This is a genomic window from uncultured Kluyvera sp. (assembly GCF_902485085.1).
GTDB lineage: Bacteria > Pseudomonadota > Gammaproteobacteria > Enterobacterales > Enterobacteriaceae > Kluyvera > Kluyvera ascorbata.
Genome location: NZ_CABTJS010000029.1, coordinates 1 through 24,722 on the forward strand (window position 1 = coordinate 1; position 24,722 = coordinate 24,722).

Genomic DNA, 24,722 nt, shown 5'->3' on the forward strand with positions numbered 1-24,722 from the left:
ATTCCAGCCTGCGGCACGGCGAAACTCGACATCCCTGTCTCGGTTCGCCTCAGTCCGCCATCCATGGCGTCCTGACCTTGTCTTCCATTCTTCGGCTCGCCGATTTCCAGCGGGGACTCCGCCGTTTCAGTCACTCAGGTTTTGCTGTTGGCTAAAAAACTGCTCTGGTGTTGGTGGCGTCTAAATCGCCGAAGCGTTCCCTGTAGGCCGGGTCAGCCCACATGGATGTGGGCTGAGGGCGTGGTTCACATGGATGTGAACTCGCGCCCGACCCGAAGCCGGAAGGGATAAGCTGAGGGAACCACGAAGTGGCGATTTTGCCGCCAGAGCCCGGGGGTGCAGGGGGCGGCGGCGATTGGCCGCCCCTTGCGCGCTCCCTGCGCCAGCGCAATTTATATGGCTAGCATTGGAAGGGAGCGCAACAGGGCACTAAACCGAACGAGAACTATTTAAACGTCGCCCACACCGGCGCATGATCCGACGGCTTCTCCATCCCACGGATCTCATAATCAATCCCCGTCTCCACGCAGTGCGCCGCCAGCGGTTGGCTCGCCAACAGCAAATCAATACGCAGCCCACGATTATCGTCAAACCCCTTGGAACGGTAATCAAACCACGAGAAACGATCGTTAGTCTCCGGATTCGCATTACGGAACGTATCCACCAGACCCCAGCCCAGCAGACGCTGCATCCACTCGCGTTCTTCCGGCAGGAACGAACACTTGCCGGTGCGCAGCCAGCGTTTACGGCTGTCTTCACCAATCCCGATATCGAGGTCGGTTGGGCTGATGTTCATGTCGCCCATAATCAACACCGGGTTCTCTTTGCTCAGTCGGGTTTCCAGATAGTCCTGCAAATCCTGATAAAACTTAGTCTTGGCCGGGAATTTGGTTTCATGGTCACGGCTCTCTCCCTGCGGGAAATAGCCGTTCATCACCGTCACGTTACCAAACGGTGACGGGACTTCGGCGATGATCAGACGACGCTGCGCTTCAGGGTCGTCGGTCGGGAAACCACGGTGTACCGCAATCGGCTCGGCTTTGGTCAGCAGCGCCACGCCGTAGTGGCCTTTTTGCCCGTGGTAGAAAACGTGGTAACCGAGTTTAGCCACGTCTTCCAACGGAAACATATCGTCGTGAACTTTTGTCTCCTGCAGGCCAATCACATCAGGTTGATGTTTTTCAACGATGGCTTCCAGTTGATGAGGGCGGGCGCGCAGGCCGTTGATATTAAAAGAGACAAATTTCATAGTCGGAGTCACTTTACCTGGTGAATTGTGACGGGATAGTAGCAGAATTTAACGTGGCTCGCTGCTTCCGGCCGGTGGTATCGCCAATTTCTTTTATCGTTACTGCCATGTTACCGAGCAAAAAACGCACCAGATTGAGGCAATCTGCGCCGTAATGAGGCGTAAATCTACGATAAATTTCGCAGTTGATCACAAATCCAGAATGATATTTTGCTGATGCATAATATTTCTTAATTTCACCCTGCAATCATCGCCAGTTGTCACTAATATTCACTTTTTATGCATTTTGTGTGAATAAGTGTCTGCCTTAACTCATTGATATTTCGTTGTCAAACCTCGTTTATGCATTTTTATCTCTCGCTGGCATGAACTGTGCAATCTACATTTAAGGTGAAATGCACTCAAATTATTAACATAAAATAAACCATTTATTTACTTGTCGAGGTCGCTATGTCTCAATCAATCAGCCGTCAGAATTTTGATCAGTGGATGATGCAGGTATACGCGCCGGCACCGTTTATTCCTGTGCGCGGTGAGGGGGCCTGGCTGTGGGATCAAGAGGGGAAAGGGTATATCGATTTTGCGGGCGGGATTGCCGTGAATGCCCTGGGACACGCGCATCCCGCGATGGTCCGCGCCCTGACCGAGCAGGCGACGAAATTCTGGCATACCGGCAACGGCTATACCAATGAACCGGCGTTAAGGCTGGCGAAGCAGTTGATTGATGCCACCTTTGCTGACCGCATTTTCTTTTGTAACTCCGGGGCGGAGGCCAACGAAGCGGCGCTGAAAACGGCGCGTAAATTCGCCCATGACCGCTTCGGCGCGCATAAAAGCGGCATTGTGGCGTTCAAAAATGCGTTTCATGGCCGCACGCTGTTTACCGTTACCGCTGGCGGTCAGCCCGCTTATTCGCAGGACTTTGCACCGCTGCCGCCGGACGTGCGTCACGGGATATATAACGACCTGGAATCTGCGCGCATGCTGATTGATGACAGCACCTGCGCGGTGATTGTCGAGCCTATTCAGGGGGAAGGTGGGGTGATCCCGGCGACGCCTGCGTTTTTACGTGAACTGCGCGAGCTGTGCGACCGCCACCATGCGGTGCTGATTTTCGATGAAGTACAGACCGGCGTAGGCCGCACCGGCGAACTGTACGCCTACATGCACTATGGCATCACGCCGGATCTGCTCACCACCGCGAAAGCGCTGGGCGGCGGCTTCCCGATTGGTGCGCTGCTGGCGCGTGAAGAGGTGGCGAGCGTCATGACCGTCGGCACCCACGGTACCACCTACGGCGGTAACCCGCTGGCCTGCGCGGTTGCGGGTGAGATGCTTTCTATCATCAATACGCCTGCGGTGTTAAACGGCGTCAAACAGCGCGAACAGTGGTTTAAAGAGCGCTTACAGGCCATAAATGCCCAGTTTGGATTGTTCAACGAGATTCGCGGCATCGGCCTGCTGATTGGCTGCGCGCTGCGTGACGAATACGCCGGAAAAGCCAAGCAGATTAGCCTGCTGGCCGCCGAAGAGGGGCTGATGGTGCTGATTGCTGGCGCCAACGTGGTGCGTTTTGCCCCTGCGCTCATCGTCAATGAAGAGGACGTGACGCTCGGTCTGAACCGTTTCGCCGCGGCCTGTGAACGTTTTGTCGCGGGAGAATCATCATGATGATAATCCGTCCAATCGCGTCCGGTGACTTGTCCGGCCTGCTAAAACTCGCCGGCAAAACGGGCGGCGGGCTGACCTCGCTACCGCAGGATGAAGCGACGCTCGGGGCACGCATTGCCCGCTCGCAGGCCACCTGGCAGGGTACGCTGCCGCGCGGCGACCAGGGCTTTGTGTTCGTGCTGGAAGATACCCGCAGCGGTGATGTGGTGGGGGTCTGCGCCATTGAGGTGGCCGTCGGCATTAACGATCCCTGGTATAACTACCGGGTTGGCACGTTGGTGCATGCGTCAAAAGAGCTGAACGTCTACAACGCGCTGCCAACGCTGTTTCTGACCAACGATCACACCGGCAGTAGCGAACTGTGCTCACTGTTTCTTGACCCAGAATGGCGCAAAGAGAGCAACGGACACCTGCTGTCATCCTCACGTTTTCTGTTTATGGCCGCCTTTCGCGACCGCTTTAACCACAAGGTGGTGGCGGAGATGCGCGGCGTCATCGACGACCACGGCTATTCGCCGTTCTGGGAGAGCCTGGGCAAGCGCTTTTTCTCGATGGAGTTCGCCCGCGCGGATTATCTCTGCGGTACCGGGCAGAAAGCCTTTATCGCCGAACTGATGCCGAAGCACCCGATCTACACCGACTTTCTCAGCGAAGAGGCGCGGGCGGTGATTGGTCAGGTACATCCGCAAACGGCGCCTGCACGTGCCGTGCTGGAAAAAGAGGGCTTCCGCTATCGTGATTATGTCGACATTTTCGACGGCGGGCCGACGCTGGAGTGCGATATTGACCGCGTACGCGCGGTGCGCAAAAGCCGCCTGGTCACGGTGGTCGCGGGTGAACCGGCGGGAACGGACCTGCCGCTGTGCGTAGTGGCAAATGAACAGTATCAGCACTATCGCGCCATGCTGGTGCATGCGGACCCGCAGGCTGATGTCCTGACGTTAAACGCTGAACAGTCCGATGCCCTGAACTGCCACCCGGGCGATGCCGTTCGCCTGGTACGCCTGTGCCCTGAGGAGAAAAAATAATGAGCCTATGGATTAACGGACAGTGGCTGAAAGGCCATGGCGCGGTGCGTCAGAGCGTAAACCCGGTAACCGCAGAGACGGTGTGGCAGGGTAACGATGCGGATTCCGTCCAGGTGGAGATGTCGGTCGCGGCGGCACGCTCGGCCTTTCCCGCCTGGGCTCGTCTGCCGCTGGGGGAACGTCAGAGGATAGTCGAGGCTTTTGCCGGGCTGCTGGAAGTGAATAAAAAGTCGCTCGCTGAAACGATTGCTCGTGAAACCGGCAAACCGTGCTGGGAAGCGGCAACGGAAGTGGCGGCGATGATCAATAAAATCGCCATCTCCATCAAGTCTTATCACAGCCGTACCGGAGAGAGCCATACCGAGATGGCGGACGGTGCAGCGTCACTGCGTCACCGTCCGCACGGCGTGCTGGCGGTTTTCGGCCCTTATAACTTTCCCGGGCATCTGCCGAACGGTCATATCGTTCCGGCGCTGCTGGCGGGTAACACGCTGGTCTTTAAGCCCAGCGAACTGACGCCAGAATGCGGCGAAGCGGTGGTGAAACTGTGGGAGCAAGCCGGGCTACCTGCGGGAGTGCTGAACCTTATACAGGGCGGCCGTGAAACCGGCGAAGCGCTGAGCGGGCAATCGGGTCTGGACGGCGTGCTTTTTACCGGCAGTTCGGCGACCGGTTTCCATCTGCATCGCCAGCTTGCCGGGCAGCCGCAAAAAATGCTCGCGCTGGAGATGGGCGGCAACAATCCGCTGATTGTCGACGATATTGATGATATCGATGCGGCGGTGCATCTCACCATCCAGTCAGCGTTTGTCACCGCCGGGCAGCGCTGCACCTGCGCCCGTCGGCTGCTGGTGAAACGCGGCGCTACTGGGGATGCTTTCCTGCAACGTCTAGTCGATGTGGCCGGGCGAATTGTACCGGGGGCATGGAATGCGGAACCGCAGCCGTTTATTGGCGGGCTCATTTCGCCATTGGCCGCCGAGCGCGTCTATCAGGCCTGGCAGCACCAGGTGGAAAAAGGCGGAAAAACGCTGCTGGCGCCGCGTTTAATCAAACCGGGTACCTCGTTGCTGACGCCAGGGATTATTGAACTGAGCGAAGCGCGTGATATTGCCGATGAAGAGGTATTTGGGCCGCTGCTGGGCGTATGGCGCTATGATGATTTTGACGAGGCAATTGTTCTTGCCAACGCCACCCGCTATGGCCTTTCCTGCGGTCTGGTCTCGCCGGAACGTGAGAAATTTGAGCGCCTTCTGCTGGAGGCTCGCGCCGGGATAGTCAACTGGAATAAACCGTTGACCGGTGCCGCGAGTACCGCGCCGTTTGGCGGTACCGGCGCTTCCGGTAACCATCGCCCCGGCGCGTGGTATGCCGCAGATTATTGCGCCTGGCCGATGGCGAGCCTTGAGTCAGCGACGCTGACGCTGCCAACGGCACTCAACCCTGGACTCGATTTTCACCACGAGGTGAAATCATGAACGCCTGGGAAGTGAACTTTGATGGACTGCCGGGGTTGACCCACCATTACGCCGGGCTGTCGTTCGGCAATGAAGCGTCGGCGAAACACCAGTATCAGGTTTCTAACCCGCAACGGGCGGCGAAGCAGGGGCTATTAAAGATGAAGGCGCTGGCGGACGCGGGATTCGCGCAAGGCGTGATCCCGCCCCAGGAGCGACCAAACGTGGCGCTTCTGCGTCAGCTCGGTTTTGGCGGACGTGATGAGCAGGTTATTGCCAAAGCCGCGGCCCAGGCCCCTGAATTGCTGAGCGCCGCCAGTTCGGCTTCGGCGATGTGGGTTGCCAATGCCGCGACGGTTTGCCCCTCAGCCGATGCGCTGGACGGGAAAGTGCATTTCACGGTGGCTAACCTTAGCAGCTTGCTGCATCGCGCCAGTGAAGCGCCAACGACGCAGGCCATTCTCGAGGGCATTTTTGCTAACCGGGATCACTTTGCTGTACACCAGGCGCTGCCGTCCGTTGCCGCTTTCGGTGATGAAGGCGCCGCGAACCATAACCGTCTGGGGCGTGATTATGGCCAGCCGGGCATACAGCTCTTTATCTATGGCCGGGATGCTACCGGTGCTACACAGCCGCAGCGCTATCCCGCCCGGCAAACGCGCGCGGCAAGCGAAGCGGTGGCACGGCTTAATCAGCTCAATCCAAATCAGGCGATTTTTGCTCAGCAAAACCCCCAGGCGATTGACCGGGGCGTGTTCCATAATGATGTGATCGCGGTCAGTAACCGGCAGGTGCTGTTTTGCCACGCGGAGGCGTTTGTTAATCAGCACGCGCTGATGGCCCAACTGGCGCAAAAAATACCGGGGTTTATACCGATTGAAGTTCCCGCTTCTCGTGTCTCGGTGGATGATGCGGTTTCGACCTATCTGTTTAACAGTCAGCTATTGAGCAAACCTGACGGCAGCATGATGCTGGTGTTGCCGGGGGAGGCGCAGGAACATCCGCGGGTCTGGCGCTACCTGAACCAATTACTGGCAGACGATAACCCCATTGACGAACTGCAGGTATTTGACCTGCGTGAAAGTATGGCCAACGGCGGCGGACCAGCCTGTTTGCGCCTGCGAGTTGTACTGACAGATGACGAGCGCCGGGCGGTGAATCCTGCGGTGATGATGAATGACACGCTGTTTACCACGCTGAATGATTGGGTGGATTGCTATTATCGCGATCGCCTGACCCAGGCAGACCTGGCTGACCCTCAGCTGTTACAGGAAGGGCGAGAGGCGCTTGACCGCTTAACGCAAATATTGCGGCTGGGTTCGCTTTATCCATTCCAGCGCTAAGAAGGTGATATGAAACATTTTCTGGCCCTTACGCTCGCGGGAAGAATGCCGGCAGAGCCGGAAGGCGATACCGACTACTTTCACTGGGAATGGCGTGAAGCGGGCGTGCTGCAGCTCACGCCGCATGAACCCTGCTCGCAGGCGCTGGTCCTGTCGGCGGGGATACACGGTAATGAAACCGCGCCGGTCGAGATAGTCGATTATCTGCTGCATGCGCTGATAAAAGGTGAACTCAAGCTGCGCTGGCATCTGCTGGTGGTGCTGGGGAATCCGCCTGCGTTGCGTGATAACAAGCGCTATTTGCATAGCGATATGAACCGCATGTTCGGTGCCCGCTGGCGGCATTTTCCCGTCAGCGACGAAACGGTCCGTGCTGCAAGCCTTGAACAGGCAGTAACGGCGTTCTATCAGCGTTGTCCGGCGGAGGTGCGCTGGCATCTGGATTTGCACACCGCCATTCGTGGCTCTCATCATCAGCGGTTTGGCGTTTTACCTGCGAGAGAGACGCCATGGGACCCACCGTTTCTTCGCTGGCTGGGCTCGGCAGGCATGCAGGCGCTGGTTTTCCATCAGTCGCCCGGCGGTACCTTTACCCACTTTAGCTGCGAGTACTTTGGTGCATTAGCCTGTACGCTGGAACTCGGGAAGGCAAAACCGTTTGGGCAAAATGACCTGAGCCAGTTCGCGCTGGTGACGCGTCAGCTTAGGCATCTGTTGGCGGGAGAATGGGGCGGAGGGTCATCAGCCGTACCGCTGTACTACCGCGTAGTGCAGCAGATAACCCGACGTAGCGCTGATTTCCGCCTCTATATGTCGGCGCAGACGTTGAACTTCACCCCTTTTGCCAAAGGCACGCTGCTGGCTGAAGATGGGGATACCCGGTATGTAGTAGCTTCGCCGTGCGAGTATGTCCTGTTCCCGAATCCAGAGGTAGCATTGGGGTTACGAGCAGGATTAATGCTGGAGCGTTGTCCACCGCAGGATTAATTAAACGAGCCGCGCGAGCCTTCGTCGCGGCTTTTTAACTTTAGTACCACACTTTATTGCAGATAATTCTTAGTATTTTGCTTTATTATTAATCTTGCCTGCTTTATAATTCTTCAAAATCTCTTCTTAATCAGTGTCTTGAATATTTTTGTAGCAACTCTCCATAGTTTTTCCTTAATTCCCTCATAATTGGCACGAAATCGTTTTTTACACTTTCATTGTTTTACGCACGCTCTGATTAATTGACGATAAACCCCGTAAAGTTAATCTCGTCAACACGGCGATGCGCCGTCAGAATAACTGAAAAGTAAGGATTCGATGATGAAAAAATTAACTGCTCTGTTTGTTGCCTCTACCCTGGCTCTGGGCGCGGCGAACCTGGCTCACGCTGCGGACACCACCTCTACGACCACCACCGATGCGGCACAGCCGAACGGTACGATGATGCATCATCACAAAGGTAAAATGGGCCCGCGTCATGACATGATGTTCCAGGGTCTGAACCTGACCGATGCTCAGAAACAGCAGATTCGCGACATCATGAAAGATAGCCGCCAGAACATGAAACGTCCGCCGCAGGAAGAGATGCGCGAGATGCATAACCTGATTGCGAGCGATAGCTTCGACAAAGCGAAAGCAGAAGCGCAAATCAGCAAAATGGAAGCCCAGCATAAAGACATGATGTTGTCTCGTCTGGAAACCCAGAACAAGATCTACAACATCTTAACGCCGGATCAGAAAAAGCAATTTAATGCCAATTTTGAGAAGCGTCTGACAGAACACAAAGCGCATGAAGGTAAAATGCCTCCTGCGCCAGCTGAATAATACTTTCAGCGTACTGTCTTAAGACCGCCGAAGTTGCCCATAAACGCCATCAGGCAATGGGCAGCTCCGGCGGTTTTTTATTGCTGATAAATCAATAGACTACTTCTTCCAGAAATCGTCGAAAACCGTGATCGGCGTGCGGCGTTTGTGCTCGGTCTTCAGATACCAGCCTTCGATGGTTTTGGCGATATCCGCAGGCAGCGTTTTACCTTCCAGATAGTCATCAATGTTGTCATAGGTGACACCCAGCGCGGCTTCATCCGGCAGAGAAGGGCGATCATCTTCAAGGTCAGCGGTTGGCGCTTTCTTATAAAGGTGTTCCGGGCAGCCAAGCTCGGCCAGCAATTGTTTACCCTGGCGTTTGTTGAGGCGGAAAATCGGGTTGATGTCGGTGCCGCCGTCGCCGTACTTGGTGAAGAAGCCGGTAATGGCTTCAGCCGCATGGTCTGTACCGACCACCACACCGCTGGTCATCCCGGCGATGCTGTACTGTGCTTTCATACGCTCACGGGCTTTTTCATTACCGCGAACAAAGTCACTGAGTTCAATACCGGCCTCGCGCAGCGCCTGCTCGCTGGCCAGCACCGCACCTTTAATGTTTACGGTCAGTACGCGATCCGGCTGAATAAAGGTAATCGCATCCTGGCAGTCTTGCTCATCGGCCTGAACGCCGTAAGGCAGGCGTACGGCAATAAACTGCAGCGCGCTGTCGCCAGTTTCGTCACGCAGCTCATTAATCGCCTGCTGGCACAGTTTCCCGGTAAGGGTCGAGTCCTGGCCGCCGCTAATCCCCAGTACTAATGATTTGATAAACGGATAGGTTTTCAGATAAGCCTTAAGAAAATCCACGCTGCGGCGGATCTCTTCTTTTGCATCAATCTGTGGTTTTGCGCCGAGCGCCTGAATAATGTCTTGTTGTAATGCCATTTACCCCTCCGGAATGTGTGTGCCACCCTGAAAATCGCGTGTCGTTGGCCCATCAGAACAAAGTGTTAAAACTACCTCTTTGACGGTAAAACGACAAGGATCACAGTTTTGACTGCTGGATATTAGCCCGATTTACCGTGGGTTACGGTAATCAATTCGCTGACTAAGTTGATAAATAGCAATATTTATTCCAGGCTTAATGAACACCAACAAAAAGGAGAGGGAAGATGAACAAGAATGTAGCAGGGCTTCTGGGTGCAGCAGCGGTATTGACCATGCTGGCAGGCTGTACTGCCTACGACCGTACGAAAGATCAATTCACTCAACCGGTAGTAAAAGATGTCAAAAAAGGGATGAGTCGCTCCCAGGTGATGCAGATTGCGGGCAAACCCTCTTCTGAGGTGAGCATGATTCATGCCCGAGGGACCTGCCAGACCTACATTCTGGGTCAAAGAGATGGTAAAACTGAAACCTACTTTGTGGCTCTGGATGACACCGGCCACGTCATCAACTCTGGCTACCAGACCTGCTCCGAGTACGACACGGACCCTGCAACCAAGAAGTGATACTCGTGCATTTATAGGATTCGTACGAAAGCCCGACCCACGTGTCGGGCTTTTTTATGAGGCATCATGCTTATTTCTTGTCGCGAATTATTTTGAGTAAAGTGTGAAGGTAGTCAAAATGGGAGGTCAATGAGAGACAATTTTTGGGTGATGAGAATTATCCGTACACAAATTGTTGCCGTATACTCATCCCATAAACAGAAGAAACTCATCTGTTACATACGAGGGTAGTGGGCACATGGAACATCGCCCGATGATGACAGATTTCACAAGTTGAGGAAGCGTGAATGGAAAAGAAACATATCTATCTATTTTGTTCTGCAGGCATGTCCACTTCATTACTGGTCTCCAAAATGCGAGCTCAGGCTGAGAAATACGAAGTGCCGGTTATTATTGAAGCATTCTCCGAAGCCTTCGCTGCGGAAAAAGGTCCAGAGGCTGATGTCGTATTACTTGGCCCACAAATCGGCTATATGCTGAATGATATTAAAAAGATTCTGCCGAACAAACCGGTTGAAGTTATTGATTCAACCCTCTACGGCAAGGTCGATGGTTTAGGTGTGTTAAAAGCAGCTGTTGCTGCAATTAAGAAGTCAGCTGCGCAGTAATTTTTGATTTATTTTCCCCGTCAAAGAGTTATTTCATAATTAATCGCCGCAATATTGATTGCGGCCTTTTAAGGGTATTTTTCTATGAGTAAAGTGATCGATTCGCTTGAAAAGGTACTCCTTCCTTTTGCTGTTAAAATAGGAAAGCAGCCTCACATCAATGCCATTAAAAACGGTTTTATTAAATTAATGCCACTGACCCTCGCGGGGGCCATGTTCGTCTTAATTAATAACGTTTTCCTGAGTTTTGGTGAGGGGTCATTCTTTTATTCAATGGGGGTCCGCCTGGATCCATCAACCATTGCGACCTTAGACAGCTTTAAAGCCATCGGCGGTAACGTTTATAACGGTACCTTGGGCATTATGTCGCTGATGGCACCTTTCTTTATTGGCTCTGCGTTAGCAGAAGAACGCAAAGTTGACCCAATGGCAGCAGGCCTGCTGGCGGTAGCAGCATTTATGACCGTCACCCCATACAGCGTCGGCGATGCTTATGCCGTCGGTGCAAACTGGCTGGGCGGTCAAAACATTATCTCCGGTATGATTATCGGTCTGGTTGTGGCGGAACTGTTCACCTTCGTTATCCGTCGTAACTGGGTCATTACGCTGCCTTCGAGCGTACCTTCATCGGTTGCGCGCTCCTTCTCGGCGTTAATCCCGGGCTTCCTGATTCTGTCTATCTTCGGGATCCTCTCGTGGATTCTGTCCTCTTACGGCAGCAACTTCCACCAGATCATCATGGACTCCATCTCCAAACCGCTGGCAGCAATGGGTGGTGTTGTAGGTTGGGCTTATGTGGTGTTCAACAGCCTGCTGTGGTTCTTCGGTGTTCACGGTTCTCTGGCGCTGACCGCGCTGGATAACGGCATCATGACCCCATGGGAGCTGGAAAACATCGCGCTGTACAACCAGTACGGTTCCGTTGACGCAGCGATTGCCGCTGGCCAGCAGTTCCACTTCTGGGCGAAGCCGATGCTCGACTCCTACATCCTGCTGGGTGGTTCCGGTGCGACTCTTGGTCTGATTATCGCCATCTTCATTGCCTCCCGCCGCGCTGACCATCGTCAGGTAGCGAAACTGGCTCTGCCATCCGGTATCTTCCAGATTAACGAACCGATTCTGTTTGGTCTGCCGATCATCATGAACCCGGTCATGTTCATCCCGTTCGTCCTGGTACAGCCGATTCTGGCAGCGATCACCCTGGCGGCCTACTCCATGGGCATTATTCCTCCGGTGACTAACCTGGCACCGTGGACCATGCCAACCGGTCTGGGGGCGTTCTTCAACAGTAACGGTAGCGTTGCCGCCCTGATTGTCGCGCTGTTCAACCTCGGTGTCTCGACGCTGGTTTACCTGCCATTCGTGATGATTTCGAACAAAGCGCAGGCCACCATTGAAGAAGAAGAAAGCGAAGAAGACATCGCTGCCTCTCTGAAATTCTAATGCCAATGCGGTATGGAGCGAGTCTCCATACCGCCCTCACAAAAGGGAAAAGTTATGTTTGATCTGGATAATGTTGTTGCTGAGGACGTGCAGGAAAACGATCTCGAAGAAGTGGTGATGGGCCTGATTATCAACTCAGGGCAAGCACGCAGCCTGGCATACGCCGCGCTGAAACTGGCTAAGCAGGGTGATTTCGAAACCGCAAAAGCCACGATGGAACAGTCCCGCATTGCGCTGAGCGAAGCCCACCGCGTGCAGACTCAGCTGATTGAGAGCGATGAAGGCGAAGGTAAAATGAAGGTGAGTCTGGTGCTGGTCCATGCGCAAGATCATCTTATGACCTCAATGCTGGCGCGCGAGCTGGTTGCTGAATTGATCGAACTCCACGAGAAGGTACAATAGGCTTTTCCCTATGAGGCAACCAAAGATGATCACCATGGAAATTAACACCGCCCGAGAACAACAGCTCTTTAACGGTAAAAATTTTCATGTCTTCATCTACAACAAAACAGAAAGTATCAGTGGGTTACACCAGCACGACTACTACGAGTTCACTATCGTACTAACCGGCCGCTATTATCAGGAGATAAACGGTAAGCGGGTCATGCTGGAGCGAGGAGATTTTGTCTTCATCCCGATGGGGTCGCATCACCAGAGCTTCTACGAGTTCGGTGCTACGCGAATTCTCAATGTGGGGATCAGCAAAGATTTCTTCGATACCCATTACCAGGCTCTGGTGCCGTTTGCGCTGGTTGCTTCGCAAGTCTATTCGATCAAAAGCACGTTTCTTAGCTACATTGAGTCGGTTATTGCATCACTTCATTTTCGCGAAACGGAATTCGACGAATTTATTGAACTGGTTTCCTTCTATGTGATTAATCGTCTACGACATCACCGGGAAGAGCAGGCGCAGGATGTGACGCCACAGTGGTTAAAAACCACCGTAGAAGCTATGCACGATAAATTAAAATTTGGTGAAGGTGCGTTGGAAAATATGGTCGAGTTATCCGGGAAAACCCAGGAATATCTAACCCGAGCCACCCAGCGCTATTATGGCAAAACGCCGATGCAGATTATCAACGATATCCGCATTAACTTTGCCAAGAAACAACTGGAAATAACCAACTACTCGGTAACCGATATTGCGTATGAGTCAGGTTACAGCAGCCCAAGTCTGTTTATTAAAACATTCAAGAAGCTGACCTCATTCACGCCAAGCAATTATCGTAAGAAACTGACGGTTATTAAATAACGCACTACGATATTATTTCGTAGTTCTGAAACAAAGCATTTAGCTCACCGTATATTATGCGGCGGGTAAGCCACGTTTAGCTTGTGGATCTCGAGGGAGAAAAGTATGAGCCAGAAATTGAAAGTCGTTACTATTGGTGGTGGTAGCAGCTATACACCTGAATTACTGGAAGGTTTTCTTAAACGTTATCATGAGCTGCCGGTAACGGAGTTGTGGCTGGTTGACGTCGAAGGCGGCCAGGAGAAGCTGGATATTATCCACGCGCTGTGCGAGCGCATGGTGGAAAAAGCGGGCGTGCCGATGAAGGTCTATAAGACGCTGAACCGCCGCGAAGCGCTCGAAGGTGCCCATTTTGTTACCACTCAGCTGCGTGTTGGCCAGCTGAAAGCCCGTGAAAAAGACGAACGTATTCCGCTGAGCCACGGTTATCTGGGCCAGGAAACCAACGGTGCGGGTGGCCTGTTTAAAGGCCTGCGCACCATTCCGGTGATTTTCGACATCATTAAAGATGTTCAGGAAGTCTGCCCGGATGCGTGGGTTATCAACTTTACCAACCCGGCTGGGATGGTGACAGAAGCGGTTTACCGTCACACCAATTTCAAACGTTTTATCGGCGTGTGCAACATTCCAATCGGTATGAAAATGTTCTTCACCGACGTGCTGCGCCTGACCGAGAAAGACGACCTCTCTATCGACCTGTTTGGCCTGAACCACATGGTGTTCGTCCGCGATGTGCTGGTGAACGGCGAGTCTCGCTTTGCGGAACTGCTGGACGGCGTGGCCTCCGGTACGCTGTCGGCGAATACCGTGAAAAACATCTTCGATATGCCGTTCAGCGAAGGACTCCTGCGCTCCCTGAACCTGCTGCCGTGCTCTTATCTGCTGTACTACTTCAAGCAAAAAGAGATGCTGGCGATTGAAATGGGCGAATACTACAAAGGCGGCGCGCGTGCTCAGGTAGTGCAGAAAGTCGAGAAGCAGCTCTTCGAACTGTACAAAAATCCGGACTTGAACGTGAAGCCAAAAGAGCTGGAACTGCGCGGTGGGGCGTACTACTCCGATGCGGCGTGCGAAGTGATCAACGCTATCTACAACGATAAGCAGACTGAACACTACGTCAACATTCCGCACCACGGCCATATTGATAATATCCCGGCAGACTGGTCTATCGAAGTGACCTCCATTCTGGGCCGTGATGGTGCAAAACCGCACCCGCGCGTGACCCATTTTGATGAGAAAGTGCTGGGTCTTATCCACACCATCAAAGGTTTCGAAGTGGCGGCAAGCCAGGCTGCGCTGAGCGGTGAGTTTAACGATGTGCTGCTGGCGCTGAACTTAAGCCCGCTCATCCACTCTGATAAAGATGCAGAGGTGCTGGCTCGCGAGATGATTCTGGCGCATGAAGAATGGCTGCCGAACTTCGCTGCCACCGTGGAGAAACTGAAACAGTGACAGGAGGCATGATGGAACGTTTGTTAATCGTTAATGCCGACGATTATGGTCTGAGCAAGGGGCAGAACTACGGCATTATCGATGCCTGTAAACATGGTCTGGTCACCTCGACAACCGCGCTGGTTAACGGTGCGGCTATCGACCACGCGGCTCGTATGAGCCGCCGTACGCCGGAACTTGCCGTGGGGATGCACTTTGTGCTGACGCTGGGCGAGCCGCTGTCGCCGATGCCTGGACTGACCCGCGAGGGGAAACTGGGCAAGTGGATCTGGCAGATGGCGGAAGAGGACTCGTTGCCGATGGATGAAATTGCCCATGAGCTGGAGTGTCAATATCGTCGCTTTATCGACCTGTTCGATGCCGAGCCGACGCATTTTGATAGTCATCACCATGTGCACATGATCCCGCAAATTTTCCCGCTGGTGGCCGAGTTTGCGAAATCGAAAGGCATTGCGTTACGCGTTGACCGCACTATTCCGTATCCGTTTGAGTTACCGGAAGGGCTGCGCAGTACCGAAAGCTTTAGCAGTGAGTTCTACGGTGATGCCGTATCGGAAGCGCTGTTCCTGAAGGTGCTGGATAGCTCAATGGCACGTAATGAGCAATCTCTGGAAGTGATGTGCCATCCGGCGTTTGTCGACCGGACGATTATGGGCAGCGCGTATTGCTACCCGCGTCTGGATGAACTGGATGTGCTGACCTCTGAATCACTGAAGTACGCGATTGCTGAACGAGGTTATCGTCTCGGGACCTACCGCGACGTGTAAGAAGAGTGATGTTTTACCCCCTCAACCCTTGCCCGGCAGCGTTCCTGCCGGGCTTTTTTGTGTATGACGCGCTCGGGTGAATCCTGCTATCATAAGACTTTCCTGCTTTTGCTATTACTGATTGTGAATTTAACTGCTTATGAAACCGCTTCGCCAACAAAAACGGCAGATTATCAGCTATGTACCGCGTACTGAACCCGCTCCGCCCGATCACGCTGTGAAAGTCGAAGGCTTTCGCGATGTCTGGTTACTGCGCGGCAAGTACGTGGCGTTTGTGCTGATGGGCAGCGCGTTTTGTCGCTCTCAGGCGTTCACCATTCCGGAGTCGGCCCAGCGTTGGGCGGTGCAGATGCGGCAGGAAGGGGAGATAGACGCGTAATGGCGTGATACCGATATAAAAAAACCGCTGGCATACAAACCAGCGGTTTTTTTGTAGCCCGGACGAGGCGTAATGCCGACTCCGGAGTCTCCCCGGCGTCGCTTTCGCTCGGCCGGGCTGCAGGTTAGCGGTGGGCTAACTCTGCGTCTTCTTCGCTATTCAACACGTCTTTGTCGGTCTGGCGCAGCCACTGGCTGGTCAGAGTACCGGCAGTCATCGAACCGCTCACGTTCAGCGCGGTACGGCCCATATCGATAAGCGGTTCAACGGAAATCAGCAGCGCAACCAGCGTCACCGGCAGACCCATCGCTGGCAGCACGATCAGCGCCGCGAAAGTGGCACCACCGCCCACGCCTGCAACACCGGCAGAGCTAACGGTCACGATGCCAACAAGGGTAGCAATCCACACCGGATCCAGCGGGTTAATGCCTACGGTTGGCGCAACCATCACCGCCAGCATTGCCGGGTAGAGGCCAGCACAGCCGTTCTGACCAATAGTAGCACCAAAGGATGCAGAGAAGCTGGCGATAGACTCCGGCACGCCCAGACGACGGGTCTGTGCTTCCACGTTCAGCGGAATAGAAGCGGCGCTGGAACGGCTGGTGAATGCGAAAGTCAGCACCGGCCAGACTTTACGGAAATACTTCAGCGGGCTGACGCCGTTAGCACCCAGCAGCAGGCCGTGTACCACGAACATAATGATCAGGCCCAGATAAGAGGCGACAACAAAGCTGCCCAGCTTGATGATGTCCTGCAGGTTAGAACCAGCAACGACTTTGGTCATCAGCGCCAGTACGCCGTAAGGCGTCAGCTGCATCACCAGGCGAACCAGCTTCATGACCCAACCTTGCAGGGTATCGATAGCGGTCAGTACGCGTTTGCCTTTCGGCTCATCGTCTTTCAGCAGCTTCAGCGCGGCGACGCCGAGGAATGCGGAGAAGATAACAATGCTGATAATAGAAGTTGGGTTAGCGCCGGTCAGGTCAGCAAACGGGTTTTTCGGCACGAAGGAGAGCAGCAGCTGTGGCACGCTCAAGTCGGCAATTTTACCAACGTAGTTGCTCTGAATGGCGTTCAGACGCGCGGTTTCTGCCGTACCCTGAACCAGACCTTCAGCGGTCAGACCAAACAGGTTTGTAACCAGCACACCGACCAGCGCGGCAATCAGCGTGGTAAACAGCAGCGTACCGATGGTCAGGAAGCTGATTTTACCGAGCTGAGAGGCGTTATGCAGACGGGCTACAGCGCTCAGAATTGAGGCGAAGACCAGCGGCATCACGATCATTTGCAGCAGTTGCACATAGCCGTTGCCGACAATGTTGAACCACTGAATAGAATCTTTCAGCACCGGGTTGTCGGAACCGTAAATCATCTGTAGCGCAAGGCCAAAGACCACGCCGATAACCAAACCGACCAGTACTTTTTTAGCCAGACTCCACTGCTTATGGCGCGTTTGCGCCAGCGCAAACAGCAGTACCACGAACACAATAACGTTCGCTATTAATGGAAAATTCATCCCCGTTCTCCTGAAGTATTATCCACGGCGTTCAGCGGCAATAAAGACAGCCGCGACGTGTGTTTTTTAGATCAAATCCGTAAAGATTTGTCTGGATGTGAGAAGGTTAACAGAAGTGTATTAGTCCGCTTATATCCAAATGGAATTGATTATGCCAAAAGTGTGATTTTCGCTGGATTATTGCTCAACGTGGCGACCGATAAAGCGGTTGAAGTCCGTTTGCAGCAAATTAATCATTGAGGAAGACCAACGGACCGCGCCGTTATCCGGCAGGGACTGCGGCATAAAGACGGCATAGGCGAACAGCGCCATGCACAGCACGCGCTCAAGCTGGTTGCCTTTGCGCGGGGCGAGAATGGGCAGGCGGAAACGCCAGCGGCATGGCCAGAGCAGCGGCACGCCAGCAGGGGTCAGCATGTCAGCCAGAATATGGCTGAGATAGCCCAGCACCATCCCCTGAAGCGCATCGGCCGGAACAATCCAGCTATCGGGTACTTTCAGATAGAACAACGTCAGCGCGCCAAAAACGGCGAGCAGGCTGTGGGTGAACCCGCGGTGGCCGCAGAGTCGGGCGATGGGTTTCGATAACCAACTGAGCCGCTGCCCAAGCAGAGAACGCGGGTGGTCAATATCTGGCAGCAGACAGGTCAATATCGCCGACGGCACGATATGCCACCAGTCCCCCTGAGCGAGAACTGGCGTAAGCTCGGCATTTTTAGCAAACACCGCGCAGGCGATGGAAAAGAGCAGATGACCTTCCGCCGTCATGATAAAACCCGTTATTCTGTAAATTCATACAGTATAGGGTTTTTATACAGTAGGCGGAAGAGGTTACAGTGTAACTCTTTGTCAAAAAATTAACGCGCCAGCCAACCACCGTCGACGGCAATGGTGTAGCCATTAATATAATCAGAGGCGGATGAGGCGAGGAAGACCACCGGGCCTTTCAGATCGTCTGGCGACCCCCAGCGGCCTGCCGGAATACGGTCCAGGATCGCTTTGCTGCGGTCGGCGTCTTCACGCAGCTGTTGGGTATTGTTGGTGGCCATATACCCTGGCGCAATCGCGTTAACGTTAATCTGGTGCTGCGCCCATTCATTCGCCAGCAGGCGGGTGATGCCGAGGACGCCGCTTTTTGAGGCGGTGTAGGATGGCACACGAATGCCGCCCTGGAAAGAGAGCATCGAGGCGATATTAATAATTTTTCCGCCGTCACCTTGCTTCATGAACTGCCTGGCAACGGCCTGTGAGAGAAAGAACACCGATTTGATGTTCAGATTCATCACCTCATCCCAGTCTTTTTCACTAAAGGTGAGTGCGTCTTCCCGGCGGATAGTCCCGGCATTGTTGACCAGGATATCAATGCGGCCAGCCGCGGCAACGGCCGCAGGCACAATATCAGCGATGCTTTCTGCCTGACTCAGGTCGGCCTGAATCGCGTATAAACGTCGGCCCAGCGCCGCCACTTTTTCGGCGGTTTCCTGCGGCACCCGACGGCTGACGCTCACAATATCGCACCCGGCTTCGGCGAGCCCCAGCGCCATGCCTTGACCCAGACCTTTATCACACCCAGTGACGAGCGCCACTTTGCCTTGCAGATTAAATGCGTTAAGAATCATGTCGACCCCTGTATGCGGTTTTTATCGTTATGAGAATGACCTACAGACGAAAGCATAGAAGGGCGTAGTCGAAAATTCAAATAAAAATAAAACAGCGTTTCATTTTTATGAGGTGGTTATCATTTGCGGGCATAATGTATGCCCGCACAACCATTACCCAAGAAGATTTTCGCGGGTGAGGGATTCGAGGGAAGACAGTTTGATATCGGCCAGGCTGAAACGCGGGTCAAGTTGGCTTTCAGCCGCGGGAACCACGATAGAGCGCATGCGTGCGGCTTTGCTGGCAATCATCCCGTTAACAGAATCTTCCAGCGCCACGCAGTTGAGCGGGCTGGCGCCGAGCTGTGCCGCACAGTTAAGGTAGACCTGCGGGTGCGGCTTGCTGTAATCCAGCTTATCGGCGGAAGCCAGCGCATCGAACTGGTCACGCAGGTCGAACATGGTCAGCACTTTTTCCAGCATATAGAGCGGCGATGCGGAGGCGAGACCGACCTTCAGCCCCTGAGCTTTGCAAAGCGCTACCGCTTCACGTACGCCCGGCAGCAGCGGACGCGTCTCTTCCACGAGGGAGATAACGCGGCTGATAATGCGCTCAACGACGGTTGCGCGATCCGGCCCCGTCCATGGTTGTTGCCCGAACCAGAGATCCACGACCAGATCGATACGCAGACCGCGGGTATCCGGAAGCTCATGACGGCGGGTGAAGTCTACCCCCAACTCGCTCAGGACTTCGTGTTCACCACGATCCCACAGCGGTTCTGAATCAATCAATAAGCCATCCATATCGAAAATCGCGGCACGTATTTGACGCTCGGTGGACATAACTACCTCTCCTTTAGGGTATCGAGTGCAGCAATGGTATATCATATCGCGCGTAAAGTCGGGCGAAAGTCACCTTCAGCGGGTAGACTAAATAAGCACTTAGCCCGAGCGTAGGCGTCTTAACAAGGGGAACCCATGACGTATCAACAAGCTGGACGCATTGCCATCCTGAAGCGTATCGCCGGGTGGGTGATTTTTATTCCTGCAGTGATTTCAACGCTGATTTCCGTACTCAAATTCATGTACGAGCACAGCGCTAAACAGCCGGGAATCGATGCCGTCATGATGGACTTCGTGCACGTGATGGTCGAAATGATGCGTTTCAATACGCCATTCTTAAATATCTTTTGGTACAACTCACCGCAGCCGGATTTCCATAACGGCCTGAATATTATGTTCTGGATTATCTATGCGCTGATCTTTGTTGCGCTGGCGCTGCAGGATTCCGGTGCACGTATGTCGCGTCAGGCGAAGTATTTGCGGGAAGGGGTGAACGATCAGCTTATCCTGGAGAAAGCGAAAGGGGCGGAAGGGCTGAGCCGTGAAGCGCTGGAAGCACGAGTCGAAGTGCCGCGTCACACGATTCTGGTGCAGTTTTTCCCGCTCTATATTTTGCCGATTATCATTATCGTGATTGGCTACTTTGTGCTGAAGGTGTTGGGTTTCCTCTAAGGTTGGCCATGCTGCCGGATGGCGCTTTGCTTATCCGGCCTACAAACAACAAGCCCGGCGATAGATTGCCGGGCTTGTTGTTTTATGCACTTGGGATAGCGCGAGGCTTACCTTGCGGGTCGACCGCGACGTAGATAAACAGCGCTTCGGTGGCCTTGTAGCGCTGGCCAATCGGCTCCGACGACACTTTCTTCACCCACACTTCTATGTTGATAGTGACTGACGTATTGCCACGTTTTACGCAGCGCGCGTAACAGCACACCACATCACCCACCGCAACCGGGCGCAGGAAGGTCATACCATCCACGCGCACGGTCACTACGCGGCCATGGGCGACTTCTTTTGCCATAATGGCGCCGCCAATATCCATTTGCGACATCAGCCAACCGCCAAAAATATCACCGTTGGCATTGGTATCCGCAGGCATCGCTAAAGTGCGTAATACCAGCTCACCCTGAGGCGCGTCATTTTGTTGAGTCATGGTTCTTCTCTGTACTTACTTATGGTCGTCTTGCGGCATATGACGATAGATGTAAACGCCGCTCAGCACGGTGAACACCAGCGTCAGAGCGGTTAAGCCAAACACCTTAAAGTTTACCCAGATTTCCTGCGGCAACCAGAAGGCGATGTAGATATTGGCTACGCCGCACAAGATAAAGAATACTGCCCAGGCCAGGTTCAGCCGCGACCACACGGTTTCCGGCAGGGTGAGTTCTTTGCCCAGCATGCGCTGGATAAGCGGCTTTTTCATCACCCACTGGCTCACCAGCAGCGCGCCAGCGAAGAGGGCGTAAATCACCGTCACCTTCCATTTAATAAACTCATCGTTATGGAAGAAGATAGTCAGGCCGCCAAACACTGCCACCAGAATAAAGGTGATAAGCGCCATTTTTTCAACTTTGCGGTAGCGCACCCAGCTGTAAATCAACACCACCGCAGTGGCGACGATCAGCGCGCTGGTGGCCGCATAGATGTCATAAATCTTATAGAACGCAAAGAAGACAACCAGCGGTAAGAAATCCAGAAACTGCTTCATACTTCGATTCCGTAGTTCAGCGCTGCCCACCGATGGGCAGCATCAGTTTATTGACGAATAAGCATATACACGCGGAATAAATAGATCAGCAACAAAGCCGAAACGAGGTTGCTAAGGGTATTGATCACCACGGCGCCGAGATAAGGAGTGAGTACGGCAAAGCTGGATGCCAGAAGCAGCAGCAGCGTTTTTGCCAGCATCCAGCCGATAACTGCCGGTGCGATAAGGCGCCAATTAGCCCAACCCAGACGCGTACTGATGCGAACGGCAGAGAACACGCCAAGTTTATCCTGCACCATGATAATCGGCGCGAACGCCAGCACGATAGCCAGCAGAATACCTGGGACGATAACCAACATCATGCCCATCTGGATCAAGAAAGTGCTGAGAAAAATAAGCACAAACATTTTCGGCAGCACCGGCGCGCTTGCGCCGATAGCGCGCAGAGCGCTCACGCGGTGTCCGGCGGAGATTAACTGGATAAGCAGCAGGATCCCACCCGCGAGAACCGCATTACCGATGAGCCCAGAAAAGGTTGAAGCCGCAGAGGAGCGTAGCAGGATTTGCTGCTGCTCTGGAGTCATGTTCTGTACCAGATCGAACAGACCGGTGCTGCCCGCCAGATTATCCCCAGTGGTCAGCATCGCCAGCTGATCGTCGCTCGGAGAAAAGGCATGGCCGAGCACTACGGTGATAAATGAACAGAGCAAAGCAATCAGTAAGATGGTGACGAACTGATTACGGAAAAAATTACCCGTGTCACGGTATACGGACTGCGCCGTGATAGACATGCACTCTCCTTGAGTATGGCAGGTGTTGATTAGCCGGCAATTGTACCGCAAATCGCGTGGCCGTAGCACTCCCTACGCCAGCTGCGCTAAGTATATCTTTGTAAAAAGGAACTCAGGGCGTGGGTGTCAGAGAGTCCTGCTGCTTGATTCATCCATTTTATCTCCACGTTCGGGCAGGAATGGCTAACGCGGGCCGTGATCGAACAGGGGCTTGAAGTCAGACCCTCATTGACGGCGGATTCCATTCCTGATTAGAGCGATTGGCCAACATAAATAGAGTAATTAGTATAAAAATCAGACTGTTCCATTCATCACTGTAAGAGTGCGGCGTTAAATCATTTGCGTGAAATTTATGAAATTGATGTGGATATAAATTCTGTGAATTCGATGTGGGCAAAAAATTAATCTAGATCAATAAATGTTAAAACTAATGATTTGGTGTGACTTATCTCGAGCAAAAAGCACTCCGTTATAGGTATATTCTCCGCGCTAGAAAAAACCATAACGAGGAAATGGATATGAAGAAGTTAGCAATGGCTGCATTAGTTTTGAGTACCTTTTCAAGCGGCGTCTGGGCGCACGAGGCGGGAGAATTTTTCATTCGTGCGGGTTCTGCGACGGTCAGACCGACAGAAGGCTCTGATAATGTTCTGGGCAGTCTCGGTGGCTTTAATGTCAGCAACAATACGCAATTAGGGCTGACATTTACCTATATGGCGACGGAGAATATTGGTATTGAACTGCTGGCAGCGACACCGTTTCGTCACAAAGTAGGGACCGGCCCTACCGGTGATATCGCGACCGTCCATCATCTGCCACCGACGCTGATGGCGCAGTGGTACTTTGGCGACGCGCAAAGCAAGGTACGTCCGTACATCGGCGCGGGCATCAACTACACCACCTTCTTTGATAACGACTTTAACGACACCGGTAAAAAGGCAGGACTTTCTGATCTGAGCCTCGACGACTCCTGGGGAGCCGCAGGGCAGGTGGGTCTGGATTATCTGATTAACCGCGACTGGCTGCTGAACATGTCGGTCTGGTATATGGATATCGACACCAACGTGAAGTTTAAAGCGAATGGCGTGAACCAGAGCGTCAGCACCAGACTGGATCCGTGGGTGTTTATGTTCTCCGCCGGTTACCGCTTCTGATTTCTTCGGCAAACGCCTATAAAACTGGTCGTTATATGGCCAGTTTTTTTTCCACGTTTTCCCGCCTGAATCTTTGTAACGGTCCAGGCGCTTCATACTACAACTTTGTATTTACACATAGAAAAACGGGGGAGTGCAGGTTTTCAATAAGATAGGCGTTTCGGGTGGCGCGTATTTTTATGGTTCTTTTTTGCCCATCGGGAACATAAAAGAAATTCATCTTGAACTCATCGTCCGTTACTGAATCTTTCAGGTTTTTGGCATAGCGCATGTTATCTAATGAGATCTCACCCGGCGTCTTCACCTCGTAGTCAAATAACATCGTTCTTGAGATAGTCTGGGTACGATCGTCTTGTTTGATTTTCCCACTCAGGGCAACCTGTCCAGTATGGTTTCGGTGCAATCGGAAGGTGAGATCGATGGTGGCCGTTAGGTCAGGGTCTTTATAGGCCATTTGTAGCATAGTTGAACAATCGACATTCATGCTGCCTCGCGGTTGACGCGTGAAGAGCAAGTATGCCGACAGCAGAAGTGAGGCTATCGCAATGATAGCGGTTAAATACATCACCGGGTTACTGACTTTGTTCATAACCATTCCAGTAGTAATTCAAACATGAAATAAAACCATCACTGTTTGTTGTACAGCGGTTAATAAACACCCGGCCTTCCTTACCATAAAGGTATGACTCTGATACCTGGTAAAGAAATACTGTCCCTGGCAGGCAAGATAGTCCCTCTTTAGTGACCATTTTTATGAAAATGTCTTTTTTATTTTCAGATAATGAATCTGTATTTTTCTGAGTGGTATAAACAGGGCAGTTTTTAAAATCAAACAGATGATAAGTCGATAATTTCTCAATGGGGTTATTCTCGTCAAGTAAGTGCGTTTTTTCACGGACTAAAAGACTCATCAAGACGACGACCAATGATAACGTTATGACTAATACAGAATAGAAATAATTAATTCCTTTATGGTTTTTAGACTTACTCTTCCCAACCTCAGCATTATTGGCTACGTTGGCTAAAGTTGTATTGGTGCTCGGTGATGCTGCCAACTTACTGATTTAGTGTATGATGGTGTTTTTGAGGTGCTCCAGTGGCTTCTGTTTCTATCAGCTGTCCCTCCTGTTCAGCTACTGACGGGGTGGTGCGTAACGG

At 53.0% G+C, this 24,722-nt stretch carries 28 protein-coding genes; 17 read left to right on the forward strand and 11 right to left on the reverse strand.

What is annotated here, in order from left to right:
• Nucleotides 1–445 precede the first annotated feature (445 nt).
• Complete coding sequence (xthA, locus tag RDN66_RS04775) at nt 446–1,249, reverse strand: exodeoxyribonuclease III (RefSeq protein WP_035897757.1); 804 nt, start codon at nt 1,247–1,249, stop codon at nt 446–448.
• A 450-nt stretch (nt 1,250–1,699) separates the two neighbouring features.
• Between xthA and RDN66_RS04780 the strand changes: the two genes are divergently transcribed.
• The 6 genes from RDN66_RS04780 (at nt 1,700) to spy (ending at nt 8,560) form a co-directional block, all read left to right on the forward strand.
• The gene (locus RDN66_RS04780) at nt 1,700–2,920 is read left to right on the forward strand and encodes an aspartate aminotransferase family protein (RefSeq protein WP_202215889.1); all 1,221 of its coding nucleotides are present in this window, start codon (nt 1,700–1,702) and stop codon (nt 2,918–2,920) included.
• Nucleotides 2,917–3,948 carry an arginine N-succinyltransferase gene (astA, locus tag RDN66_RS04785; RefSeq protein ID WP_308537593.1) on the forward strand — a complete coding sequence of 344 codons (1,032 nt, stop codon included), beginning with the start codon at nt 2,917–2,919 and terminating at the stop codon, nt 3,946–3,948. The genes RDN66_RS04780 and astA overlap by 4 nt, the downstream gene beginning before the upstream one ends.
• Nucleotides 3,948–5,426, forward strand: coding sequence for a succinylglutamate-semialdehyde dehydrogenase (astD, locus tag RDN66_RS04790; RefSeq protein ID WP_202215887.1), 1,479 nt, complete (start codon nt 3,948–3,950; stop codon nt 5,424–5,426). The genes astA and astD overlap by 1 nt, the downstream gene beginning before the upstream one ends.
• A complete protein-coding gene (gene astB / locus RDN66_RS04795; RefSeq protein WP_202215886.1) occupies nt 5,423–6,748 on the forward strand; it encodes an N-succinylarginine dihydrolase in 1,326 nt (441 codons plus the stop codon). The genes astD and astB overlap by 4 nt, the downstream gene beginning before the upstream one ends.
• A 9-nt stretch (nt 6,749–6,757) precedes the next feature.
• Nucleotides 6,758–7,735: a succinylglutamate desuccinylase gene (gene astE, locus RDN66_RS04800; protein ID WP_123651433.1), complete on the forward strand. Its 978-nt coding sequence runs from the start codon at nt 6,758–6,760 to the stop codon at nt 7,733–7,735.
• 318 nt (nt 7,736–8,053) lie between these two features.
• The gene (gene spy / locus RDN66_RS04805) at nt 8,054–8,560 is read left to right on the forward strand and encodes an ATP-independent periplasmic protein-refolding chaperone Spy (protein ID WP_167540428.1); all 507 of its coding nucleotides are present in this window, start codon (nt 8,054–8,056) and stop codon (nt 8,558–8,560) included.
• A 99-nt stretch (nt 8,561–8,659) separates the two neighbouring features.
• Here the strand turns inward: spy and nadE are convergent, their stop codons facing one another.
• Complete coding sequence (gene nadE / locus RDN66_RS04810) at nt 8,660–9,487, reverse strand: ammonia-dependent NAD(+) synthetase (protein WP_202215885.1); 828 nt, start codon at nt 9,485–9,487, stop codon at nt 8,660–8,662.
• A 227-nt stretch (nt 9,488–9,714) separates the two neighbouring features.
• Between nadE and osmE the strand changes: the two genes are divergently transcribed.
• The 8 genes from osmE to cedA all read left to right on the forward strand — a co-directional run bounded on the left by osmE (nt 9,715) and on the right by cedA (nt 15,954).
• Nucleotides 9,715–10,053 carry an osmotically-inducible lipoprotein OsmE gene (osmE, locus tag RDN66_RS04815; RefSeq protein ID WP_035897019.1) on the forward strand — a complete coding sequence of 113 codons (339 nt, stop codon included), beginning with the start codon at nt 9,715–9,717 and terminating at the stop codon, nt 10,051–10,053.
• A 287-nt stretch (nt 10,054–10,340) separates the two neighbouring features.
• Complete coding sequence (locus tag RDN66_RS04820; RefSeq protein WP_035897020.1) at nt 10,341–10,661, forward strand: PTS sugar transporter subunit IIB; 321 nt, start codon at nt 10,341–10,343, stop codon at nt 10,659–10,661.
• 84 nt (nt 10,662–10,745) lie between these two features.
• Complete coding sequence (chbC, locus tag RDN66_RS04825; RefSeq protein WP_308537594.1) at nt 10,746–12,104, forward strand: PTS N,N'-diacetylchitobiose transporter subunit IIC; 1,359 nt, start codon at nt 10,746–10,748, stop codon at nt 12,102–12,104.
• 54 nt (nt 12,105–12,158) lie between these two features.
• On the forward strand, nt 12,159–12,506 hold the full coding sequence (gene chbA, locus RDN66_RS04830; protein WP_035897022.1) for a PTS N,N'-diacetylchitobiose transporter subunit IIA: 348 nt from the start codon (nt 12,159–12,161) through the stop codon (nt 12,504–12,506).
• Nucleotides 12,507–12,531: 25 nt separating this feature from the next.
• Nucleotides 12,532–13,356 carry a transcriptional regulator ChbR gene (chbR, locus tag RDN66_RS04835; protein WP_115074726.1) on the forward strand — a complete coding sequence of 275 codons (825 nt, stop codon included), beginning with the start codon at nt 12,532–12,534 and terminating at the stop codon, nt 13,354–13,356.
• A 105-nt stretch (nt 13,357–13,461) separates the two neighbouring features.
• Nucleotides 13,462–14,808 (forward strand): 6-phospho-beta-glucosidase, encoded by a 1,347-nt coding sequence (locus RDN66_RS04840; protein ID WP_035897024.1) that lies wholly within the window; start codon nt 13,462–13,464, stop codon nt 14,806–14,808.
• An 11-nt stretch (nt 14,809–14,819) separates the two neighbouring features.
• Entirely contained in the window at nt 14,820–15,575 is a 756-nt protein-coding gene (gene chbG / locus RDN66_RS04845; RefSeq protein ID WP_115074727.1) for a chitin disaccharide deacetylase, read from the forward strand.
• A 139-nt stretch (nt 15,576–15,714) separates the two neighbouring features.
• Nucleotides 15,715–15,954 (forward strand): cell division activator CedA, encoded by a 240-nt coding sequence (gene cedA / locus RDN66_RS04850; RefSeq protein WP_035892993.1) that lies wholly within the window; start codon nt 15,715–15,717, stop codon nt 15,952–15,954.
• Between the two features lie 124 nt (nt 15,955–16,078).
• Here cedA and RDN66_RS04855 read toward each other — a convergent pair whose 3' ends face one another.
• The 4 genes from RDN66_RS04855 to hxpB all read right to left on the reverse strand — a co-directional run bounded on the left by RDN66_RS04855 (nt 16,079) and on the right by hxpB (nt 19,911).
• A complete protein-coding gene (locus tag RDN66_RS04855) occupies nt 16,079–17,470 on the reverse strand; it encodes an L-cystine transporter (RefSeq protein WP_035892992.1) in 1,392 nt (463 codons plus the stop codon).
• A gap of 177 nt (nt 17,471–17,647) precedes the next feature.
• Nucleotides 17,648–18,238 carry a metal-dependent hydrolase gene (locus RDN66_RS04860; protein ID WP_035892990.1) on the reverse strand — a complete coding sequence of 197 codons (591 nt, stop codon included), beginning with the start codon at nt 18,236–18,238 and terminating at the stop codon, nt 17,648–17,650.
• Between the two features lie 89 nt (nt 18,239–18,327).
• Entirely contained in the window at nt 18,328–19,089 is a 762-nt protein-coding gene (gene kduD / locus RDN66_RS04865) for a 2-dehydro-3-deoxy-D-gluconate 5-dehydrogenase KduD (RefSeq protein ID WP_202215884.1), read from the reverse strand.
• Nucleotides 19,090–19,242: 153 nt separating this feature from the next.
• Nucleotides 19,243–19,911: a hexitol phosphatase HxpB gene (gene hxpB / locus RDN66_RS04870; RefSeq protein WP_202215883.1), complete on the reverse strand. Its 669-nt coding sequence runs from the start codon at nt 19,909–19,911 to the stop codon at nt 19,243–19,245.
• A gap of 135 nt (nt 19,912–20,046) precedes the next feature.
• On the opposite strand from hxpB, the gene RDN66_RS04875 reads away from it, so the two are divergent.
• Complete coding sequence (locus tag RDN66_RS04875) at nt 20,047–20,583, forward strand: YniB family protein (protein WP_202215882.1); 537 nt, start codon at nt 20,047–20,049, stop codon at nt 20,581–20,583.
• Nucleotides 20,584–20,665: 82 nt separating this feature from the next.
• Here RDN66_RS04875 and yciA read toward each other — a convergent pair whose 3' ends face one another.
• Genes yciA through RDN66_RS04890 form a run of 3 tightly spaced genes read right to left on the reverse strand, consistent with a single transcriptional unit; the run spans nt 20,666 to nt 22,410 of the window.
• Nucleotides 20,666–21,064, reverse strand: a complete 399-nt coding sequence (gene yciA / locus RDN66_RS04880; RefSeq protein ID WP_035892982.1) for an acyl-CoA thioester hydrolase YciA — start codon at nt 21,062–21,064, stop codon at nt 20,666–20,668.
• A 15-nt stretch (nt 21,065–21,079) separates the two neighbouring features.
• Entirely contained in the window at nt 21,080–21,619 is a 540-nt protein-coding gene (locus RDN66_RS04885; RefSeq protein WP_035892980.1) for a septation protein A, read from the reverse strand.
• Between the two features lie 47 nt (nt 21,620–21,666).
• On the reverse strand, nt 21,667–22,410 hold the full coding sequence (locus tag RDN66_RS04890; RefSeq protein WP_308537595.1) for a YciC family protein: 744 nt from the start codon (nt 22,408–22,410) through the stop codon (nt 21,667–21,669).
• A gap of 518 nt (nt 22,411–22,928) precedes the next feature.
• Between RDN66_RS04890 and ompW the strand changes: the two genes are divergently transcribed.
• Entirely contained in the window at nt 22,929–23,564 is a 636-nt protein-coding gene (gene ompW, locus RDN66_RS04895; RefSeq protein ID WP_202215880.1) for an outer membrane protein OmpW, read from the forward strand.
• A gap of 97 nt (nt 23,565–23,661) precedes the next feature.
• On the opposite strand, the gene RDN66_RS04900 is transcribed toward ompW, so the two are convergent.
• Both RDN66_RS04900 and RDN66_RS04905 read right to left on the reverse strand, forming a co-directional pair.
• Complete coding sequence (locus RDN66_RS04900) at nt 23,662–24,153, reverse strand: hypothetical protein (RefSeq protein WP_181814588.1); 492 nt, start codon at nt 24,151–24,153, stop codon at nt 23,662–23,664.
• Nucleotides 24,137–24,619: a hypothetical protein gene (locus RDN66_RS04905; protein WP_308537598.1), complete on the reverse strand. Its 483-nt coding sequence runs from the start codon at nt 24,617–24,619 to the stop codon at nt 24,137–24,139. Before RDN66_RS04905 ends, RDN66_RS04900 begins: the two co-directional genes overlap by 17 nt.
• A 41-nt stretch (nt 24,620–24,660) precedes the next feature.
• On the opposite strand from RDN66_RS04905, the gene RDN66_RS04910 reads away from it, so the two are divergent.
• The coding region (locus tag RDN66_RS04910) for an IS1 family transposase (RefSeq protein ID WP_001676991.1) at nt 24,661–24,722 on the forward strand (62 nt) is incomplete at its 3' end.

Coding starts and splice junctions, on each gene's coding strand:
- xthA (WP_035897757.1), bottom strand. CDS start 1,249: ATGAAATTTGTCTCTTTTAATATCAACGGCCTGCGCGCCCGCCCTCAT.
- RDN66_RS04780 (WP_202215889.1), top strand. CDS start 1,700: ATGTCTCAATCAATCAGCCGTCAGAATTTTGATCAGTGGATGATGCAG.
- astA (WP_308537593.1), top strand. CDS start 2,917: ATGATGATAATCCGTCCAATCGCGTCCGGTGACTTGTCCGGCCTGCTA.
- astD (WP_202215887.1), top strand. CDS start 3,948: ATGAGCCTATGGATTAACGGACAGTGGCTGAAAGGCCATGGCGCGGTG.
- astB (WP_202215886.1), top strand. CDS start 5,423: ATGAACGCCTGGGAAGTGAACTTTGATGGACTGCCGGGGTTGACCCAC.
- astE (WP_123651433.1), top strand. CDS start 6,758: ATGAAACATTTTCTGGCCCTTACGCTCGCGGGAAGAATGCCGGCAGAG.
- spy (WP_167540428.1), top strand. CDS start 8,054: ATGATGAAAAAATTAACTGCTCTGTTTGTTGCCTCTACCCTGGCTCTG.
- nadE (WP_202215885.1), bottom strand. CDS start 9,487: ATGGCATTACAACAAGACATTATTCAGGCGCTCGGCGCAAAACCACAG.
- osmE (WP_035897019.1), top strand. CDS start 9,715: ATGAACAAGAATGTAGCAGGGCTTCTGGGTGCAGCAGCGGTATTGACC.
- RDN66_RS04820 (WP_035897020.1), top strand. CDS start 10,341: ATGGAAAAGAAACATATCTATCTATTTTGTTCTGCAGGCATGTCCACT.
- chbC (WP_308537594.1), top strand. CDS start 10,746: ATGAGTAAAGTGATCGATTCGCTTGAAAAGGTACTCCTTCCTTTTGCT.
- chbA (WP_035897022.1), top strand. CDS start 12,159: ATGTTTGATCTGGATAATGTTGTTGCTGAGGACGTGCAGGAAAACGAT.
- chbR (WP_115074726.1), top strand. CDS start 12,532: ATGATCACCATGGAAATTAACACCGCCCGAGAACAACAGCTCTTTAAC.
- RDN66_RS04840 (WP_035897024.1), top strand. CDS start 13,462: ATGAGCCAGAAATTGAAAGTCGTTACTATTGGTGGTGGTAGCAGCTAT.
- chbG (WP_115074727.1), top strand. CDS start 14,820: ATGGAACGTTTGTTAATCGTTAATGCCGACGATTATGGTCTGAGCAAG.
- cedA (WP_035892993.1), top strand. CDS start 15,715: ATGAAACCGCTTCGCCAACAAAAACGGCAGATTATCAGCTATGTACCG.
- RDN66_RS04855 (WP_035892992.1), bottom strand. CDS start 17,470: ATGAATTTTCCATTAATAGCGAACGTTATTGTGTTCGTGGTACTGCTG.
- RDN66_RS04860 (WP_035892990.1), bottom strand. CDS start 18,238: ATGACGGCGGAAGGTCATCTGCTCTTTTCCATCGCCTGCGCGGTGTTT.
- kduD (WP_202215884.1), bottom strand. CDS start 19,089: ATGATTCTTAACGCATTTAATCTGCAAGGCAAAGTGGCGCTCGTCACT.
- hxpB (WP_202215883.1), bottom strand. CDS start 19,911: ATGTCCACCGAGCGTCAAATACGTGCCGCGATTTTCGATATGGATGGC.
- RDN66_RS04875 (WP_202215882.1), top strand. CDS start 20,047: ATGACGTATCAACAAGCTGGACGCATTGCCATCCTGAAGCGTATCGCC.
- yciA (WP_035892982.1), bottom strand. CDS start 21,064: ATGACTCAACAAAATGACGCGCCTCAGGGTGAGCTGGTATTACGCACT.
- RDN66_RS04885 (WP_035892980.1), bottom strand. CDS start 21,619: ATGAAGCAGTTTCTGGATTTCTTACCGCTGGTTGTCTTCTTTGCGTTC.
- RDN66_RS04890 (WP_308537595.1), bottom strand. CDS start 22,410: ATGTCTATCACGGCGCAGTCCGTATACCGTGACACGGGTAATTTTTTC.
- ompW (WP_202215880.1), top strand. CDS start 22,929: ATGAAGAAGTTAGCAATGGCTGCATTAGTTTTGAGTACCTTTTCAAGC.
- RDN66_RS04900 (WP_181814588.1), bottom strand. CDS start 24,153: ATGAACAAAGTCAGTAACCCGGTGATGTATTTAACCGCTATCATTGCG.